This is a genomic window from Serratia grimesii, assembly GCF_900186025.1.
Taxonomy (GTDB): Bacteria; Pseudomonadota; Gammaproteobacteria; order Enterobacterales; family Enterobacteriaceae; genus Serratia; species Serratia grimesii.
The window spans coordinates 2,078,021-2,093,012 of record NZ_LT883155.1; the positions used below are offsets into that span (position 1 = coordinate 2,078,021).

At 52.8% G+C, this 14,992-nt stretch carries 13 protein-coding genes; 6 read left to right on the forward strand and 7 right to left on the reverse strand.

Features of this window, described 5'->3' with window-relative positions; genetic code table 11:
• The first annotated feature begins 86 nt into the window (after positions 1 to 86).
• The 3 genes from SGBXF1_RS09860 (at position 87) to SGBXF1_RS09870 (ending at position 3,596) form a co-directional block, all read left to right on the forward strand.
• The gene (locus SGBXF1_RS09860) at positions 87 to 1,571 is read left to right on the forward strand and encodes a sugar ABC transporter ATP-binding protein (protein WP_186428285.1); all 1,485 of its coding nucleotides are present in this window, start codon (positions 87 to 89) and stop codon (positions 1,569 to 1,571) included.
• 17 nt (positions 1,572 to 1,588) lie between these two features.
• Positions 1,589 to 2,617 carry an ABC transporter permease gene (locus tag SGBXF1_RS09865; protein WP_037420359.1) on the forward strand — a complete coding sequence of 343 codons (1,029 nt, stop codon included), beginning with the start codon at positions 1,589 to 1,591 and terminating at the stop codon, positions 2,615 to 2,617.
• A 61-nt stretch (positions 2,618 to 2,678) separates the two neighbouring features.
• On the forward strand, positions 2,679 to 3,596 hold the full coding sequence (locus tag SGBXF1_RS09870; RefSeq protein ID WP_037420362.1) for a sugar ABC transporter substrate-binding protein: 918 nt from the start codon (positions 2,679 to 2,681) through the stop codon (positions 3,594 to 3,596).
• A 34-nt stretch (positions 3,597 to 3,630) separates the two neighbouring features.
• On the opposite strand, the gene lhgO is transcribed toward SGBXF1_RS09870, so the two are convergent.
• From lhgO to SGBXF1_RS09900, 6 genes are all read right to left on the reverse strand, one after another.
• Positions 3,631 to 4,821 (reverse strand): L-2-hydroxyglutarate oxidase, encoded by a 1,191-nt coding sequence (lhgO, locus tag SGBXF1_RS09875; RefSeq protein WP_186428286.1) that lies wholly within the window; start codon positions 4,819 to 4,821, stop codon positions 3,631 to 3,633.
• Between the two features lie 2 nt (positions 4,822 to 4,823).
• Positions 4,824 to 5,540: a FadR/GntR family transcriptional regulator gene (locus tag SGBXF1_RS09880; protein WP_186428287.1), complete on the reverse strand. Its 717-nt coding sequence runs from the start codon at positions 5,538 to 5,540 to the stop codon at positions 4,824 to 4,826.
• Positions 5,533 to 7,488 (reverse strand): TRAP transporter permease, encoded by a 1,956-nt coding sequence (locus SGBXF1_RS09885; RefSeq protein WP_186428288.1) that lies wholly within the window; start codon positions 7,486 to 7,488, stop codon positions 5,533 to 5,535. Before SGBXF1_RS09885 ends, SGBXF1_RS09880 begins: the two co-directional genes overlap by 8 nt.
• 9 nt (positions 7,489 to 7,497) lie before the next feature.
• On the reverse strand, positions 7,498 to 8,532 hold the full coding sequence (locus SGBXF1_RS09890; protein WP_037420377.1) for a TAXI family TRAP transporter solute-binding subunit: 1,035 nt from the start codon (positions 8,530 to 8,532) through the stop codon (positions 7,498 to 7,500).
• Positions 8,533 to 8,714: 182 nt separating this feature from the next.
• Positions 8,715 to 9,530: a methionine ABC transporter substrate-binding lipoprotein MetQ gene (gene metQ / locus SGBXF1_RS09895; protein WP_061807645.1), complete on the reverse strand. Its 816-nt coding sequence runs from the start codon at positions 9,528 to 9,530 to the stop codon at positions 8,715 to 8,717.
• Between the two features lie 130 nt (positions 9,531 to 9,660).
• Positions 9,661 to 10,440: a helix-turn-helix transcriptional regulator gene (locus SGBXF1_RS09900; RefSeq protein WP_202819438.1), complete on the reverse strand. Its 780-nt coding sequence runs from the start codon at positions 10,438 to 10,440 to the stop codon at positions 9,661 to 9,663.
• Positions 10,441 to 10,527: 87 nt separating this feature from the next.
• On the opposite strand from SGBXF1_RS09900, the gene SGBXF1_RS09905 reads away from it, so the two are divergent.
• From SGBXF1_RS09905 to SGBXF1_RS09915, 3 genes are all read left to right on the forward strand, one after another.
• Positions 10,528 to 11,352, forward strand: coding sequence for a carbon-nitrogen hydrolase family protein (locus tag SGBXF1_RS09905; RefSeq protein WP_186428289.1), 825 nt, complete (start codon positions 10,528 to 10,530; stop codon positions 11,350 to 11,352).
• A gap of 116 nt (positions 11,353 to 11,468) precedes the next feature.
• On the forward strand, positions 11,469 to 11,987 hold the full coding sequence (locus tag SGBXF1_RS09910) for a hypothetical protein (protein ID WP_037420385.1): 519 nt from the start codon (positions 11,469 to 11,471) through the stop codon (positions 11,985 to 11,987).
• A 145-nt stretch (positions 11,988 to 12,132) separates the two neighbouring features.
• Entirely contained in the window at positions 12,133 to 12,558 is a 426-nt protein-coding gene (locus tag SGBXF1_RS09915; RefSeq protein ID WP_037420387.1) for a universal stress protein, read from the forward strand.
• A 45-nt stretch (positions 12,559 to 12,603) separates the two neighbouring features.
• On the opposite strand, the gene ygjK is transcribed toward SGBXF1_RS09915, so the two are convergent.
• A complete protein-coding gene (gene ygjK / locus SGBXF1_RS09920; RefSeq protein WP_420329903.1) occupies positions 12,604 to 14,973 on the reverse strand; it encodes an alpha-glucosidase in 2,370 nt (789 codons plus the stop codon).
• Positions 14,974 to 14,992: the final 19 nt, after the last annotated feature.

A 14,992-nucleotide genomic window follows, 5' to 3' on the forward strand; every position in this document is an offset into this window, starting at 1 on the left:
AGCGCGGTTATATCCCTGCCGCATTTACCCGGAAGATGGCGGTAAATACGGCAGGGATGCATTGACGAACGGCGGAGGTTATTTGTATGTATCCTTATGTTCTTGAGGCTGAAGGCATCAGTAAGCAGTTTCCCGGCGTGAAGGCGCTGGATAAAGTCTCAATTAAAATCAAACCAGGCAGCGTACACGCATTAATGGGAGAAAACGGCGCGGGTAAATCCACGCTGATGAAATGTTTAATCGGCATTTATCACCCTGATGAAGGCACCATCAAAATAAAAGGCCAACCTGTGACATTCAGCGATACGTTGCAGGCACTGCATTCGGGTATTTCCATGATTCACCAGGAACTCAACCTGGTACCTTATATGACAGTGGCGGAAAACATCTGGCTGGGGCGCGAACCGGCAAAGCTTGGTTTTGTGAATCATGATCAACTGAACAAGAAAACCCGTGAATTACTGGCCCGACTGAACATCAAACTCAAGCCGGAAATGCTGGTGGGTGAATTGAGCATTGCTAACCAGCAAATGGTCGAGATTGCCAAGGCAGTTTCCTACAACGCGGATGTACTGATCATGGACGAACCTACGTCGGCACTGACCGAAGGCGAGGTAGTACATCTGTTTGCCATCATTCGTGAACTGCGTGAGCAGGGCAAAGGCATTATTTATATCAGCCACAAGATGGACGAGATTTTTGCTATCACCGATGAGGTGAGTATCTTCCGCGATGGTACGTTTATCGCCTGCGATAAAACCGAAAACCTGACTAAACAGTCGCTAATCACCATGATGGTTGGGCGCGAACTGACCCAGATGTTCCCCAAATTCAACAACAATATCGGTGAGGAAGTGCTTCGGGTCGAAGGGCTACGTCGTGCCGACTGGTTTCATGATGTCTCGTTCAGCGTTAAGCGCGGCGAAATCCTCGGTGTTGCCGGGTTGGTAGGCGCTGGTCGCAGCGAAGTAATGGAAAGCCTGTTTGGTATGCATCCGGCGGACGGCGGCAGCATTTTCATTGAGGGCAAGGCTACCAAGGTGGATTCCCCTTCACGGGCCATCGAGCTTGGGTTAGCGTTTCTCACCGAAGATCGCAAGAAGTCAGGGTTATTCCTGGTGCTGTCGGTGGTCGAGAACATGAGCATCGTCAATCTGTCGGAATATATTGGCAAAAATGGGTTTGTCAGCCATGTGCAGATGGCCAAAGACTGCATGGAGCAGATCAAAAAGCTCAATATCAAAACCCCGACCATGGACCAAATCATCAATAACCTGAGCGGCGGCAATCAGCAGAAAGTGTTAATTGCCCGTTGGCTGTTGGCTCAACCGAAAATACTGATCCTCGATGAACCTACGCGCGGCATAGATGTGGGCGCGAAGGCAGAAATCTATCGTCTGATCAGTGAGCTGGCGAACCGTGGCGTCGCCATTATTTTGGTGTCATCTGAATTACCGGAGATCCTCGGTATGAGCGATCGGGTGATGGTGATGCACGGCGGCCGTATTACCGGCATTTTGGATAAAGACGACGCGGATCAGGAAAAAATCCTGGCGCTGGCCTCTGAATAACGCAAAGGTGAACCACCATGAGTAATGTAAAAGTTGAGAAGCCGCTTGCGGGTAAAGCGCCACTGTTCTCTGGCCTGAGTGGCAAAATGCCGAAAGACACGGGCATCTTTATCGTGATGATCGGTATTGCGTTGGTGTTTGAAATTCTCGGTTGGTACATCCGTGACCAATCATTTCTGATGAACCCTAACCGCCTGCTGCTGATTGTGTTGCAGGTGGCAATTATCGGCATCATTGCCGTGGGGGTTACTCAGGTCATTATCACTACCGGTATCGATCTGTCCTCCGGCTCGTTGATTGCCTTGACCGCCGTGGTAGCCGCCAGCCTGGCGCAAACGTCCGACAGTATTTCACCGATGTACCCGGCACTGCTTGATCTGCCTGCAGCAATCCCGATTGGTGCGGGGATCGGCGTGGGCATTATTTGCGGCTTTATTAACGGATTCCTGATTACCCGCACCGGTATTCCGCCGTTCATCGCGACGTTAGGCATGATGGTGTCGGCACGCGGTTTGGCACAGTACTACACCCAGGGTAACCCGGTCAGCTTCCTGTCAGATGGGTTTACGTCCATTGGTCAGGGTGCGATGCCGGTGATTATCTTCCTGGTGATTGCGGTGATCTTCCATATCGCTCTGAAACATACCCGCTACGGTAAATACATCTACGCTATTGGCGGCAACATGACATCTGCCAGAGTGTCCGGTATTAACGTCAATAAATACCTGGTGATGGTCTATACCATTGCCGGGGGGTTAGCGGGCTTGGCGGGTGTGGTGTTGGCGGCGCGCGTTAGCAGTGGCCAGTCGAGCATGGGGATGTCTTATGAACTGGACGCTATCGCCGCAGCGGTGATTGGCGGCAGTAGTCTGATGGGGGGCGTCGGACGTATTACCGGCACATTGATCGGTGCGGTAATCCTCGGGCTGATTAAAAGTGGCTTCACCTTTGTCGGTGTGGACTCCTATATCCAGGACATTATCAAAGGCGTGATTATCGTCGCTGCCGTCTCTATCGACATGCGGCGCAACCGTAAAAAACACTGATTGCCGTGAATTTCCGCCGGAGCATTTTGCCCGGCGGTTTTTTTTACCCTGGGGAATCATCATGAAATATTTAAAAAGAATCGTGTTGGTCGCTGCGCTCAGTTGTTCCACGTCTGTGTTGGCGGAAACTATTGGCGTATCGATGGCCTACTTTGACCAAAACTTTCTGACCATCATTCGCCATTCGATCGACAAAGAAGCCAAGGTCCGCGGTATCAAGGTGCAATTTGAAGATGCACGCGGTGACGTTGGTCGCCAGGCCGATCAGGTACAGAACTTTATCAGCGCCGGGGTAGACGCCATTATTGTCGATCCGGTTAACTCGGCGGGCACGCCTGCGATTACCAAAATGGTGACGAAAGCCGGTATACCCCTGGTGTATGTGAATCGCACGCCGGGCGACAGCAAACTGCCTTCCGGCGTGGTGTTTGTTGGTTCCGACGAGAAGCAGTCCGGCACATTGCAGATGGAAGAACTGGCACGGCTGGCCAACTATCAGGGTAACGTAGCGGTGATGATCGGTAACCTGACCGACGCCGGTGCACTGCAACGTACCAAGGATGTGGAACAGGTGGTGGCGAAGTATCCAAAAATGAAGGTCGTGCAAAAGCAGAGTGCCAATTACTCGCGCAGCGAAGGGATGGATCTGATGCTGAATTGGATCACCAACGGTGAGTCTATCGATATTATCGCCGCCAATAACGATGAGATGGCGATTGGCGCGATCATGGCGTTGCAGCAAGCCGGTAAGCATGACAGCAAAGTGCTGATTGGCGGCATTGATGCGACACCCGATGGTCTGAAGGCACTATCTTCTGGCAAGATGCAGGTAACGGTCTTTCAGGATGCTGTCGGGCAAGGCAAGGCCTCGGTTGATGTAGCGCAACGTATGATTAAAGGTGAAAAGCTGGATCCTTACTATTGGATCCCGTTTGAGCTGGTGACCCCGGCCAATATGCAAAAGTATGCGGCGAAATAGCCACTAACGGCCCGCGATGACGGGCCGTTAGTACTCATAGAGCAGACAGGTGTTGCCGCACGATCTCTCGCCCAATCTCCAGTGAGGCAGTTGCTGCTGGGGAGGGGGCATTGCAGACATGCAGTGAGCGGCGACCCTTTACAAAATGGAAGTCATCCACCAGTTTCCCGTCGGCGGTCAGTGCTTGGGCACGAACCCCTGCGGGGCCGGGTTTAATGTCTTCCGGTTGCAGTGCGGGAATCAACTGCCGTGCATTTTCGGTAAAGCGCCGTCGCGATAGGGAACGGCGGACTTCTGCCAAACCTTCCCCCAAATAGTTGCCGGCAATTTTCCAAAAACCACGATAGCTGAGTACTTCGCCCAGATCTCGCAGATTGAAATCACATTTGCGGTAACCTTCGCGTTTGAATGCCAGTACAGCATTTGGGCCCACGTCGCGTTTACCGTTATACATGCGGGTAAAGTGTACGCCGAGGAACGGAAAGTCGGGATTAGGCACCGGATAGATCAGGTGATTCACCAGGTAGTTTTTTTCGTCGTTCAGCACGTAATATTCACCGCGGAAGGGTACGATTTTCATGCCTGTCTGGTAGCCCGCCAGGGCGGCGATGCGATCACTGAACAAACCGGCGCAGTTCACCAACCATTTGGCCTGATACTGCGTGTGCTGCGTGCGTATGCTTACGCCGTCGCTGTTTTCGCTGATGTCCTCGACCTGTTGTCCATAATGGATTACACCGCCACGTTGCTGAATAATTTCTGCCAGTTTTGCCGCCACCTCGCTGTAATTGACGATACCGGCGTCTGGCACCAGCAGCGCCTCGATCCCATTGACGTGTGGTTCACGTTCCTTGAGCTGTGCCTGCGACAGGCGGCTGACTGCCAGACCGTTCTGCAGCCCACGTTGGTATATGTTCTCCAGCAAATCCAGTTCCTTCAACTGGGTCGCCACGATCACCTTACCGCATTGGTCGTGATAGAGGTCGTGTTCCCGGCAGAAGGCAAACATGCTTTGGTTCCCCTGTTTTGCCAGTCGCGCTTTCAGGCTGCCGGGAGCATAGTAAATCCCCGAGTGCACCACGTTACTGTTATGGCCGCTTTGGTGCGCTGCCGGGCCGCTCTCTTTTTCCAGTATCAGGATGCGTTGTGTGGGGTTAGCCTCTTGCAGTGCATTGGCGACACCAAGACCCACCAGGCCAGCACCGATAATGATCACGTCATACATGGTTACCCTAACTCCTCACTGTCCAGGCGGCGTAATTTGCCGCGTACGTTGCTGAGATGGTTTTGCATGGCGGCTGTGGCCGCTGCCGGGTCACGGGCCTTGATCGCCAAAAACACCCGTTCATGTTCGTCGGTCACCCGTTGACGCTCGGCCTGTCGGCCCAAATTCTTGCTGAGTGAATACACCAACACACCCAAATACAGTTCGTGCATGTTATCGAGAATCTGCACGAAAAATGGGTTGTGCGAAGCCTGCATAATGGCGCGATGGAACAAATAATCCTGCCGGTGCCCAATGAGGCCGTCGTCGAGGGTGCAGCGTTTGAAGTCATTGAGTGCCCGTTCAATGGCCATAAGATCTTCCTCGGTATGACGTTCGGCAGCCATACAGGCTGCCTGTTGCTCAATCACTTCACGCATTTCCAACAGTGCTTCAACCTCATTGGGATCGGCAATTTCCATCACCAACGGTTGGTACTTGCTTAGTAACGAGTGTTGTTCAACCCGATGACCACCGCCCTGGCGTGAGGAGATAATGCCGCTGACCTCCAGTATGCCGAGTGCCTCGCGTACGGGTACCCGGCTGACGCCGAATGCTTCCGCCAGCGTGTTTTCTGACGGCAGTTTTTCCCCAACCGGGAAGGTGCCGTCGTTGATGCCGTCTTTTAACTGTGCCAGCACCTGATGAGACGCTTTCTGACGTGTGACTTTATTAACCATTCAGCGCCCCCTGCGCGTTGCTTCGCCTGAAACGTAACAGATGCGCGGAAGCTGCGGTGACAATCAACGCAGCACCGCCCAAATCGGTCAGCAGACCCGGTTTGATGAGCAGAATAGCGGCCAGAGTGAAGAGGACACGCTCCAGCCAGTGGGTTTTCATCATCCAGAAATTGGCGCTGGCAATCGACAGCGCATAAATCCCGACCAGTGCGCTGATGACCATATGGATCACTGACAGCGTGTTGAGATCGTTACCCTGCATCAGCAGCATCGGGTTGTAGACCAGAATAAACGGGATGATAAAGCCCGGTAGTGCCAACCGTACTGCGTCCCAGGACGTTTGCATCGGATCGGCCCGGGCGATACTGGCGGCGGTGTAGCTGGCCAGTGCAACCGGTGGGGTAATGTTGGATAAGGCACCAAACCAGAATACAAAGAAATGTGCTGCCAGTGGCATCACACCGGCCTTGATCAGTATCGGAGAGACCGTGACTGCAACCACGATATACAGTGCCGTGGACGGCAGACCCATGCTCAGTACGATACACACCAGCATCACCACCAGCAGGATCATCCACAGGGTATTGTTGGTCATGGCGACAATGTTGAAGGCCAGCGTCGAGCCAATGCCGGTCATGGTCACCACGCAGATAATTACCCCGATGGCGGCACAGGCAACCGTTACTTGAATCGACCCACGCGCTGCTTCGTTCAGAGCGGCGGCGATTTTCTTCGGGGTCATACGCACTGATGTATCAGGCGTGATCCAACTGGCGACGATGATTGAAATAATGCCGAGAAAACCTGCGTAAATCGGTGTTTTACCCCATAACAGGGTACCGATAACAATGATCAGCGGCAGTAACAGCAACCCGCGTGCTTTCAATACTGCCTTCACTTTGGGAATGTTTTCTTTGCTGATGCCTTTCAGACCCTGCTTTTTTGCCTCCAGATCGATGGCGATGATCAGCGCCGCGTAGTACAGCAATGCAGGGATAATGGCAGCAACCACAATAGTGGTGTACGAGATGCCGAGGAAGCCGGCCATGATAAAGGCTGCCGCGCCCATAATCGGTGGCATGATCATCCCGCCGGTGGAGGCGGTGGCTTCGACTGCGCCAGCGAAGCGGGCCGATAGCCCGATGCTTTTCATCAATGGAATGGTGAACGTGCCGGTGGTGGCGACGTTGGCGACGGCACTGCCGCTCAGAGATCCTGTCAGCGCGGAAGAGATCACCGCGACCTGCGCCGGGCCGCCGCGACGACGACCAGCAATCGCAAGTGCCAAATCGTTAAACAGCGCCGTGGCACCGCTGACGCTGAGAAATGCGCCAAACAGAATAAACACGACGATCGCGGTGGAAGCGGTGGACAAGGTGATGCCGAAGATCCCTTCGCTGGTCATAAACAGCCGATACAACAAGCGTTCAAGTGAAAAACCGCCATGGCCAAAGATGCCCATAAAGTATTGGCCGAACAGCGCATACACAATGGCGAAGGTTGCCAGACCGGGGATGAAATAGCCGGTGGTACGACGCGCAGCCTCAAACAACACACCGATACCGATCACCGCCATCACGTAGTCAGTAGTATTGGGGATGCTTTTGCGTACTACGTGCAAATCAAGATAGCTGGCATAGAAATAGCCGTAACTGACCAACGTCAGAATAATAAATAGGTAATCCCAACGGTTGAACTTGCTGGTGGCGTAGCGGCGAGAGACCGGGAACAAAATGAAACCCAGAATCAAAATGCCGCTGAGGAAGGTCGTATTGCGGTAAAACTCCTGGGTATTCGACAGCGCATTCGCATAGATAGCATACAGCGAAATCGCGATGGCCAGCGCCGTGGCCAACTGCAAATAGATGCCGCTCAACGGTCGGCTACCGGCACCGGCTTCTTTATCCAAATCGACGGCATCTTGCGGCGTTAGATTATTCATGCTCATACGGCCTCCTTATCGATTGGCAGCCAGTGTTGCCGCTTCCGGTGGGATTAGATAGTCGGGCACAGTGACCCCGGCTTCCAGATAATATTTATAGGCACCAATGTGCAGCGGAACCGAGACGCCTTTCAGTGCGTTTTCCAGTGAAATGTACTTGGCGGCACTGTGTACCTGATGAACTTCCGGCAGGTTTTCAAACAGCGTTTTGGTCAGGTCATACACCAGCTTTTCGTCGAGGCTGTTCAGGGCCACCAGAATATTAGGCTGGGCGATAGTGGCTACCGCTTTACTCTGGCGCGGATAGGTATCGGCTTTGATATCAAAGCGGAACCAGGAATTGGCGATAGCATTAATATTGGCCAGTTGTTCATCGGTGACGTCGAGAATGCGTGAAGGTACACCGCTGGCATACATGTCGGTCACCGCTGCGGCTGGTACGCCAGCGGGTAATGCCCCCCCGTCGAGTCGACCGTCGCGCATGGCCGACACGGTGTCGCCATAGCCCAGGTATTCTGGCGTCAGCGATTTTTTGCTCAGGTTAACGCCTTGCAGAATGATCAGCGTCGACTGCTCGGTGCCGCTGGCTTGTGGGCCCACGGAGAAACGGGTCCCGGCGATATCGTTGAGCGTGCCGTCCTTCACTTTGTTTTCCAGCATCACAAAATGCTCGACGTTTGGCCACAGCATGGAGATGGAACGCAAATGTCCGTAAGCGCGGCCTTCAAAATTACGCACACCCTCATAGGCTTCTACGGCGATCAGACTTTGCAGGATCGCCAGTTGAGCCTCATTTTTCTGCAGCAGGTCGATATTTTCAATCGATCCAGCGGAGGACTGACCGCTGACTTGAATACCGTCTTGTTTCAGCCGGTTGCTCCAGACGTTAGCCAGTCCGACGCCCATCGGATAATAGGTACCGCCAGTGGAGGCCGTCGCAACCGAAAGGAAAGTCTTGTCGGCGTTTTCTACCTTCCCGGCAACGGCCAGTGCCACGACGCCAACCATTGCACCAGCTATCAGTAACAGTTTGATTTTTCTATTTTTCATTATTTTCACCAGAGGTTTTTGAAACAAATAGAAAACATTTACACAAACTTGTATACAACATTGCAGCTTTTTTTACCTAGCAGGCATTGTTTGATTTGTGATCTTGATGGGTGAAAAGTGAACAAGAAATCGGGGGGAGACAGAAAGAACCCCATGACGATCGCCATGGGGTGATGTGCAAATTACCAGCCTTTAACCGCGTCGCCCTTATAGATTTCGACCGCGCTGGCGGCAACTTCATCGGTCTGATAGGCCTTGACCAGGTTTTTCACGTTTTCGTTATTTTGGTTATCCACCCGGCTGGCGAAGATATTGACGTAGGGTGAGTTCTTATCTTCGACAAACAACCCATCTTTGGCCGGTGACAGGCCGATTTGGCTGGAGTAGTTGGTGTTGATAATTGCCAGCGCAATCTTTTTGTCATCCAATGCTCGTGGCAACTGAGGTGCCTCGATCTCGACGATGTTCAGTTTCTTCGGATTGCTGACAATATCCAGCGCGGTAGGCAGTAGTCCAACACCCTCTTTCAGCACGATCAGCCCCTGTTTTTGCAACAGCAGCAGAGAACGCCCAAGGTTAGTTGGATCATTGGGTACGGCGACTTGTGCGCCGTCTGGCAGTTGGTTGAGCGCGGTGATTTTTTTCGAGTAACCGGCAATGGGGAAAACAAAGGTATTGCCCACCGCTACCAGCTTATAGCCGCGCTCCTGGCTCTGCTTTTCCAGATAAGGTTTATGTTGGAAGGCGTTGATATCAAGATCGCCATTATTCAGCGCTTCGTTGGGCAACACGTAATCATTGAATGTCACCACCTCAACATCCAGATCGTACTTCTGCTTTGCGACTTTTTGCACCACTGCCCACAATGACTGATCAATGCCGGCACTGATGCCGACTTTGATATGGTGATCGTCTTGCGCCGTAGGCCCACAGGCAGTCAGCAGAAGGGTACTGGTTATAGCCAGCGCCGCAGTGAGTTTTTTCAGTGTAAATGTCATTTCCCAGAGTCCTTGTCAAAATAGCCTGCTGGTTATCGCAGGCTGAATAGTGGCAGTGACTGTAGATAATCGCCTGGTTAAAATAAAATACTGATTCACTATGATTAATAACGATTTGCTATGAATCGTACTAAGCTCCGCGGTTGCGCCAGAACAACGCAAACAGTTCGGACTGCGTGTTGATGCTCAGTTTTGAATACAGGTGTTTTTTATGCGCTCGCACGGTTTCGATTGAAATCTGTAAGCGGCGGGCAATCTCCTTTGTGGAACAGCCAGCCAGCATCAGTTGGCTTACCTGATTTTCTCGCTCCGTTAGCTGTACACCGACAGGTAACGATGACAGTGAAAAATTGCCGTCGCCGTCATCGTTAGTGTTTTCAAAGCGGATTCGCTGGCGCATTAACGGCAGCAACCAACTTTTGACCAGCTCCAGTACGCCGATGTGGTGATCGTTATAACGTTGTGATGCGCCCAGCGACAGGCACAGCATACGCTGCGGCTCGACCAACAGGTTGAACTGCACCTCATCACCGCCAACGTTATAGTTAAAGTAGCGTTGGTAGTATTCCGTTGCCGTAAAATTGGCCGGGGCAACGTCATCCAGACGCAACAACCCACTGCGCTGTCGTGCCCAGGCGTCGAGATAGAAAGGATCGAGCAGGTACAACCCTTTTTGATAATCATCGAACAGTGCTTCATCACAACCATCACTTTCGTCACTGGCGGCAAGGATCTGCGGCGGATGCTGTGGAGAAAACAGTAACGCCACCCAGTTTTCGAACGGCAGATGGCCGCGCAGCAGGCGTGTGCAGTTGAGCCAGAAGTCAGGCCCGTCGAGGTTATCGACCAGTTGGCCAAAAGCCCGGTGCCAGGCCAATGTTTCGGTTGAAATAGGGCTGCTGTTACCCACTGATGTTACCCCTGTTATGGAATAGCCAGAACGGCTGTTTCGGGCATACTAGCATTAAAATTACTGTGTTCCCGTGTGGAGGATGATATGGAAATAACCTTGGCTCAGCTACCCAGCCGGGAAGGATGTGTTGCTGACAATTTGGCTCAGGCCTTGGCATTTATTGAACGCTACGGTCAAAGGAGCGGGGTAATCCTGTTTCCTGAAACTCACCTGACCGGCTTTGCCGCTGCGCAGGGTGACACTGATTATGCCTTGCAGAGGGACGGTGATGAGTTGGCACAACTGGTGCAGGTCAGCCGCCAATATGACGTTGCATTGGTGACAGGCTTTCTTGAGCGGACCCCCGAAGGGGTGTTTAACAGCACGGTGTTGATCACGCCCGAGCAGGGTATCTATCTGCATTACCGCAAAACACACTTGTGGCCAGATGAACGCACCAGTGTGCTCCCTGGCGATGCCTTGGTCTGTGGTGATTGGCGTGGTACACGTATTGGGTTACTGATTTGCTACGATCTGGAGTTCCCCGAAAACGCGCGAGCTTTAGCCATGATGGGCTGCCAGCTATTATTGATAACGAACGGCAATATGGATCCCTATGGTCCGGTGCATCGCCATGCGGCTATCGCTCGTGCACAGGATAACCAGATATTTGTCGCGATGACCAATCGTTGTGGTGACGGCGACGGACTGCAATTTGCCGGTGAAAGCCTGATTGTCGATCCGCTAGGGCGCGACGTTGCCGGACTGGGCCGAGACGCTGGGGCGCTGTCGGTTGAACTGGATTTCACCCTGTTGGAGCAGGCCCGTCGTCACTACCGTTATCTTGATGATCGGCGCTGGCGGTTAAGCGGTGAGGCGCAGTGGACTGAGGATAAAGCGGGACGTTGTCGGTGGCCATTGAGTAAATAAGGGCATATTTACCTTGTTTGTGCTCTGGTATTCAGTTTGTTTTGACGGAGGTTCCACCGGCTCATTATGATGACGGAAAGCCCTCCAGGGGCGCGAATAGCCAAAGGAAAATAAAAATGCAATTTAACATGTGGCGTAAGGCGCTGCTGCCGTTGGTGGTTTTGACTTGCGTATCAGCGATTCAGGTACAGGCGGCGGAGACCGTGGCGGAACCCATCCCTAAAACGTTGTTGGGCAACTGGCATGTCAGCAAGATCTTGCCGACGCAAACGGTGGGGTGCTGGGACGAACAACAGGCGAAAAGCCTGATCGGCGGTAAAATCAGCTATAAGACCGATGGTTTCAATTGGAATGGTACCGCGCTGAAAAGTGATGGTGCCACCGTCAGCACGGTAGAGGCGCAGGAGTTTGTCGAGGACAACTCCGGCAGCAGCTCTTATATTGACTTCCCAATGCTGGGGATCAGTACACCTGCGGTAGAGCGAGTCGTTATCCAGCATGCGGATACTCAGATCAAAGGTATCACCGATCAGGGCACTGACGGCGTGCCGGGGGATAATGTGTTGGTCAAAGACGCCAACACACTGATCCTATCGGTATGCAATGTGTGGTTTGAAGCACAACGCGTACGTTGAACCTGCCTGGCCCCGGTAACGGGGCCATTCCACCGTAATATCCCCGTTCATCCCACACGATTCTGAACTAAAATTATCTATAACGGGACAACATAAATGTTGCCGCGCAAGTTGGGGTCTCTATGAATCAATGACAGGAGGCGCTATGTGTTACCAACATATTGTGATTGCCACCGACCTGAGTGATGACGGCAAACGGCTGGTGGAAAAAGGCGCGAGGTTGGCCGACGCGTTGCAGGCAAAACTTTCCCTGATCTACGTCGATGTTCATTACGATACCTACCACGCGGCAATTGGCTTTTCAGAGAGAAGCTATGATGGCGTGTCGTTTGAGGACAAGATCAAAAAAGAGCTGGAACCGTTGACCCAAAACGTGAACCACCCCATTAACGAGGTGATTATTGGGCGTGGCGATTTCATTGAAGAATTGAAGAATGCCATTGTGGATAAAAACATCGATCTGGTGATCTTCGGCCATCATCACGACCTATGGAATAAGCTGTTTTCCTCCACCCAGCACGCCATTAACCAGTTGAACGTCGATGTATTGGTGATTCCGATTAAGTCATAGCCCATACCCCTGCCAGTAGCCTATTCTGGCAGGGAAACGGTGAGTTTACTGAGTGAAAAAGTCGTTATACAGCATGTAGAGGTGCGCCGCGCTCCAGGAGAAATTTGGTGCCCCCTGTTGCATACCCGTCAACGGATTGTAGTTTTCGCGGATGGGGCCGTCAGTGACCAGTCCGTCGGCGTGGTTGAAAAAGGCCTGTGCCATGGCAACGGCATCTGCGCGATAGCCATAGCTTTCCATTCCTTTAAGCCCGAAATAGAGCTGATCTACCCACACTCGTCCACGCCAGTAAATATCCGCACCAAACGCCGGATTGGTCAATGCTGCTGTGCCGAGTGGAACGTAGGTGTTGAACTCAGCGGGATCCTTCATTACTTTCACTACAGCATCGGCGTGTTGCTGGCTGGCGGCACCATTAAATAGAGGGGACCAACCTTCCGGTCCTTTACCGCGTTCGACGATGGGCTTACCGGCACAGCCATTGGGTAGCGGATTATCTTCTATGCGAATGTCATAGAAGAAGCCGCTGGGCTTATCGAACATGCAGGTATTGATATAGTCGGCCAGTTTGTCGGCTTTGCTACGGAAGGTCGCAGCATCGGCGGTGTAGCCTAAAATATCAGCCATCTTGGCCAGATACTTATTGTCGCTGTACATGTAACTGGCTTGATCTACCGACTCTTGCAGCAATGAATAACCAAGCAGAGTTCCGTCTGCGGTGCGGTTTTCAGCAAACTTCACCTGCCAGTCCTGTCGTTTGCCCCCCTTTGCCAGATAGCGGGCCAGTTGGTCTGGATCGATAAAACCAAAAGCGGCGGCGTCGTCGCGGCCCGATTCCCACGAGGCTGCAACCTGGGCGGGAATGTCGATACTGTCATAACGACCGGAACGCACGACCCGATCATAATTCTTCAGACCCGCCAGCGTTTCTTCCTGTTGGCCGCGTTTTACAGTGAACAGCATTCGGCCATCCAGCGTATTGTGTGCCTTATCCCGTGTGGCGCCGTATTCCGGTACGCCATTACCGTTATGATCCCGGTTAAGCAACCACCAGTCGTGGTAAGCGACCAGCTTGGGATACATTTCGGCTAGCCATTGCTTATCGCCGGTGGTGTTGTATACCTCCATGACCGCCCATGCCGCCAGGCTGGGTTTAGTATTGCGTTCATTCCAGTTACTGCCGTCCCCCCCGCGTTCCGGGCCAGGGTTGTAAGCGATCAGATCAGGGATAAAGCCGGCATCCCAGGGCCGCAGCGGATCGTCTGGCTGGATCTGGAAGGCAAATACAGCACGGATATTATCTTTTGCCACGTTGGGATTAAAATGCGCCATGGCGTAAGCCTGCTTCCAGGTATCCCAAGGCCAGGTCTGATTCCCTGAGAACCAGCGTCCGGTCACTGAGGGGGTCACCGAATCAAACTTCATTGCCCCGGCCGCGCCGCGCCAGTTACCGTTTAATGTTTCTATCGCTTTTACCGCGACGCGCTCTTGTGCCTGAGTGGCATGTGGGTTCGACAAACCTTTGTTTAGGTAGTTTTCCCAGCGCTGCTCGGAAGCCGCCATATAGTGCTGTGGATTGGCGAGAATAGCGGCAATCTTGCTTTGTTCCTGTTGCACTTCGGCGGCGGTGAGCAGGTGAGAGTAAGTGGTATACAGCGTGGTAGATCCTGCGATTTTAGCGCTAGACGTGAACTGATGCCCATTTACTGTCGTTTGCTGTGGCAGAGATTTGTGTATTTGGTACTCGGATTCGCCGGAGGTCATCAGTTGCGAAGCTGCTCGTACCTTACCAAAGGTGACTCGCAGACCGTCAGCCGTCGGTAGAATATGCCGCGTATAGCCCGGGAAGGCTTGCTCGATGGTTTGAGGAGACTGCGGTTTCTGCTCTTTGGCGTAGTATTTCTCCAGCAGTGCGCCGTCCCACACCAGTTCAAGTGGTGTATCGGTGGTGATTTGGGTTTCAAGCAGTGAGGTGCGTGCTGTCGCAAAACGCAGCGTCAGGGTCACCTTGATACCGGGCGCACTAAGCTGTTGAATAAGCGCGCCGGGAATGCTGTAGGCCGTCATGCTTAATGTGACTTTTTCACCGTTCTTATACAGACTCAGGCGATCGAAATTGTTGGCCATAAAATTGATATATTCTTCGGTGAGCAGAGCCGGGCCGGGGAAGCCGCCGGCCCCTTCGGGGCTATCCGGCAGTAGGTGGCCGTGCCAGGCACCAAGATCAAAGAAGGGATTAAAGCGTTGGTGTTCGTCAAAATCGTAGTCGAGCATGTAGTGAGGTGCACCGCTACGATTAATCACATTTTTGTAGTTGTCTGCTCGCAGAGCACTTTCGCCCTTAGGGTGAGAAGCGCAGCCCGAGATTGCCAGAGCGACAGAGAGTGCGACGGCCAGAGGCGGCAGTTTATTCATCATATTCATTATGTTTGCC

What these genes read in the sequence shown, in the direction of transcription:
- SGBXF1_RS09915 (WP_037420387.1), top strand. Translation starts at nt 12,133, where the DNA reads ATGTGTTACCAACATATTGTGATTGCCACCGACCTGAGTGATGACGGC.
- SGBXF1_RS09885 (WP_186428288.1), bottom strand. Translation starts at nt 7,488, where the DNA reads ATGAGCATGAATAATCTAACGCCGCAAGATGCCGTCGATTTGGATAAA.
- lhgO (WP_186428286.1), bottom strand. Translation starts at nt 4,821, where the DNA reads ATGTATGACGTGATCATTATCGGTGCTGGCCTGGTGGGTCTTGGTGTC.
- SGBXF1_RS09865 (WP_037420359.1), top strand. Translation starts at nt 1,589, where the DNA reads ATGAGTAATGTAAAAGTTGAGAAGCCGCTTGCGGGTAAAGCGCCACTG.
- ygjK (WP_420329903.1), bottom strand. Translation starts at nt 14,973, where the DNA reads ATGAATAAACTGCCGCCTCTGGCCGTCGCACTCTCTGTCGCTCTGGCA.
- SGBXF1_RS09910 (WP_037420385.1), top strand. Translation starts at nt 11,469, where the DNA reads ATGCAATTTAACATGTGGCGTAAGGCGCTGCTGCCGTTGGTGGTTTTG.
- SGBXF1_RS09860 (WP_186428285.1), top strand. Translation starts at nt 87, where the DNA reads ATGTATCCTTATGTTCTTGAGGCTGAAGGCATCAGTAAGCAGTTTCCC.
- SGBXF1_RS09880 (WP_186428287.1), bottom strand. Translation starts at nt 5,540, where the DNA reads ATGGTTAATAAAGTCACACGTCAGAAAGCGTCTCATCAGGTGCTGGCA.
- SGBXF1_RS09905 (WP_186428289.1), top strand. Translation starts at nt 10,528, where the DNA reads ATGGAAATAACCTTGGCTCAGCTACCCAGCCGGGAAGGATGTGTTGCT.
- SGBXF1_RS09870 (WP_037420362.1), top strand. Translation starts at nt 2,679, where the DNA reads ATGAAATATTTAAAAAGAATCGTGTTGGTCGCTGCGCTCAGTTGTTCC.
- SGBXF1_RS09890 (WP_037420377.1), bottom strand. Translation starts at nt 8,532, where the DNA reads ATGAAAAATAGAAAAATCAAACTGTTACTGATAGCTGGTGCAATGGTT.
- metQ (WP_061807645.1), bottom strand. Translation starts at nt 9,530, where the DNA reads ATGACATTTACACTGAAAAAACTCACTGCGGCGCTGGCTATAACCAGT.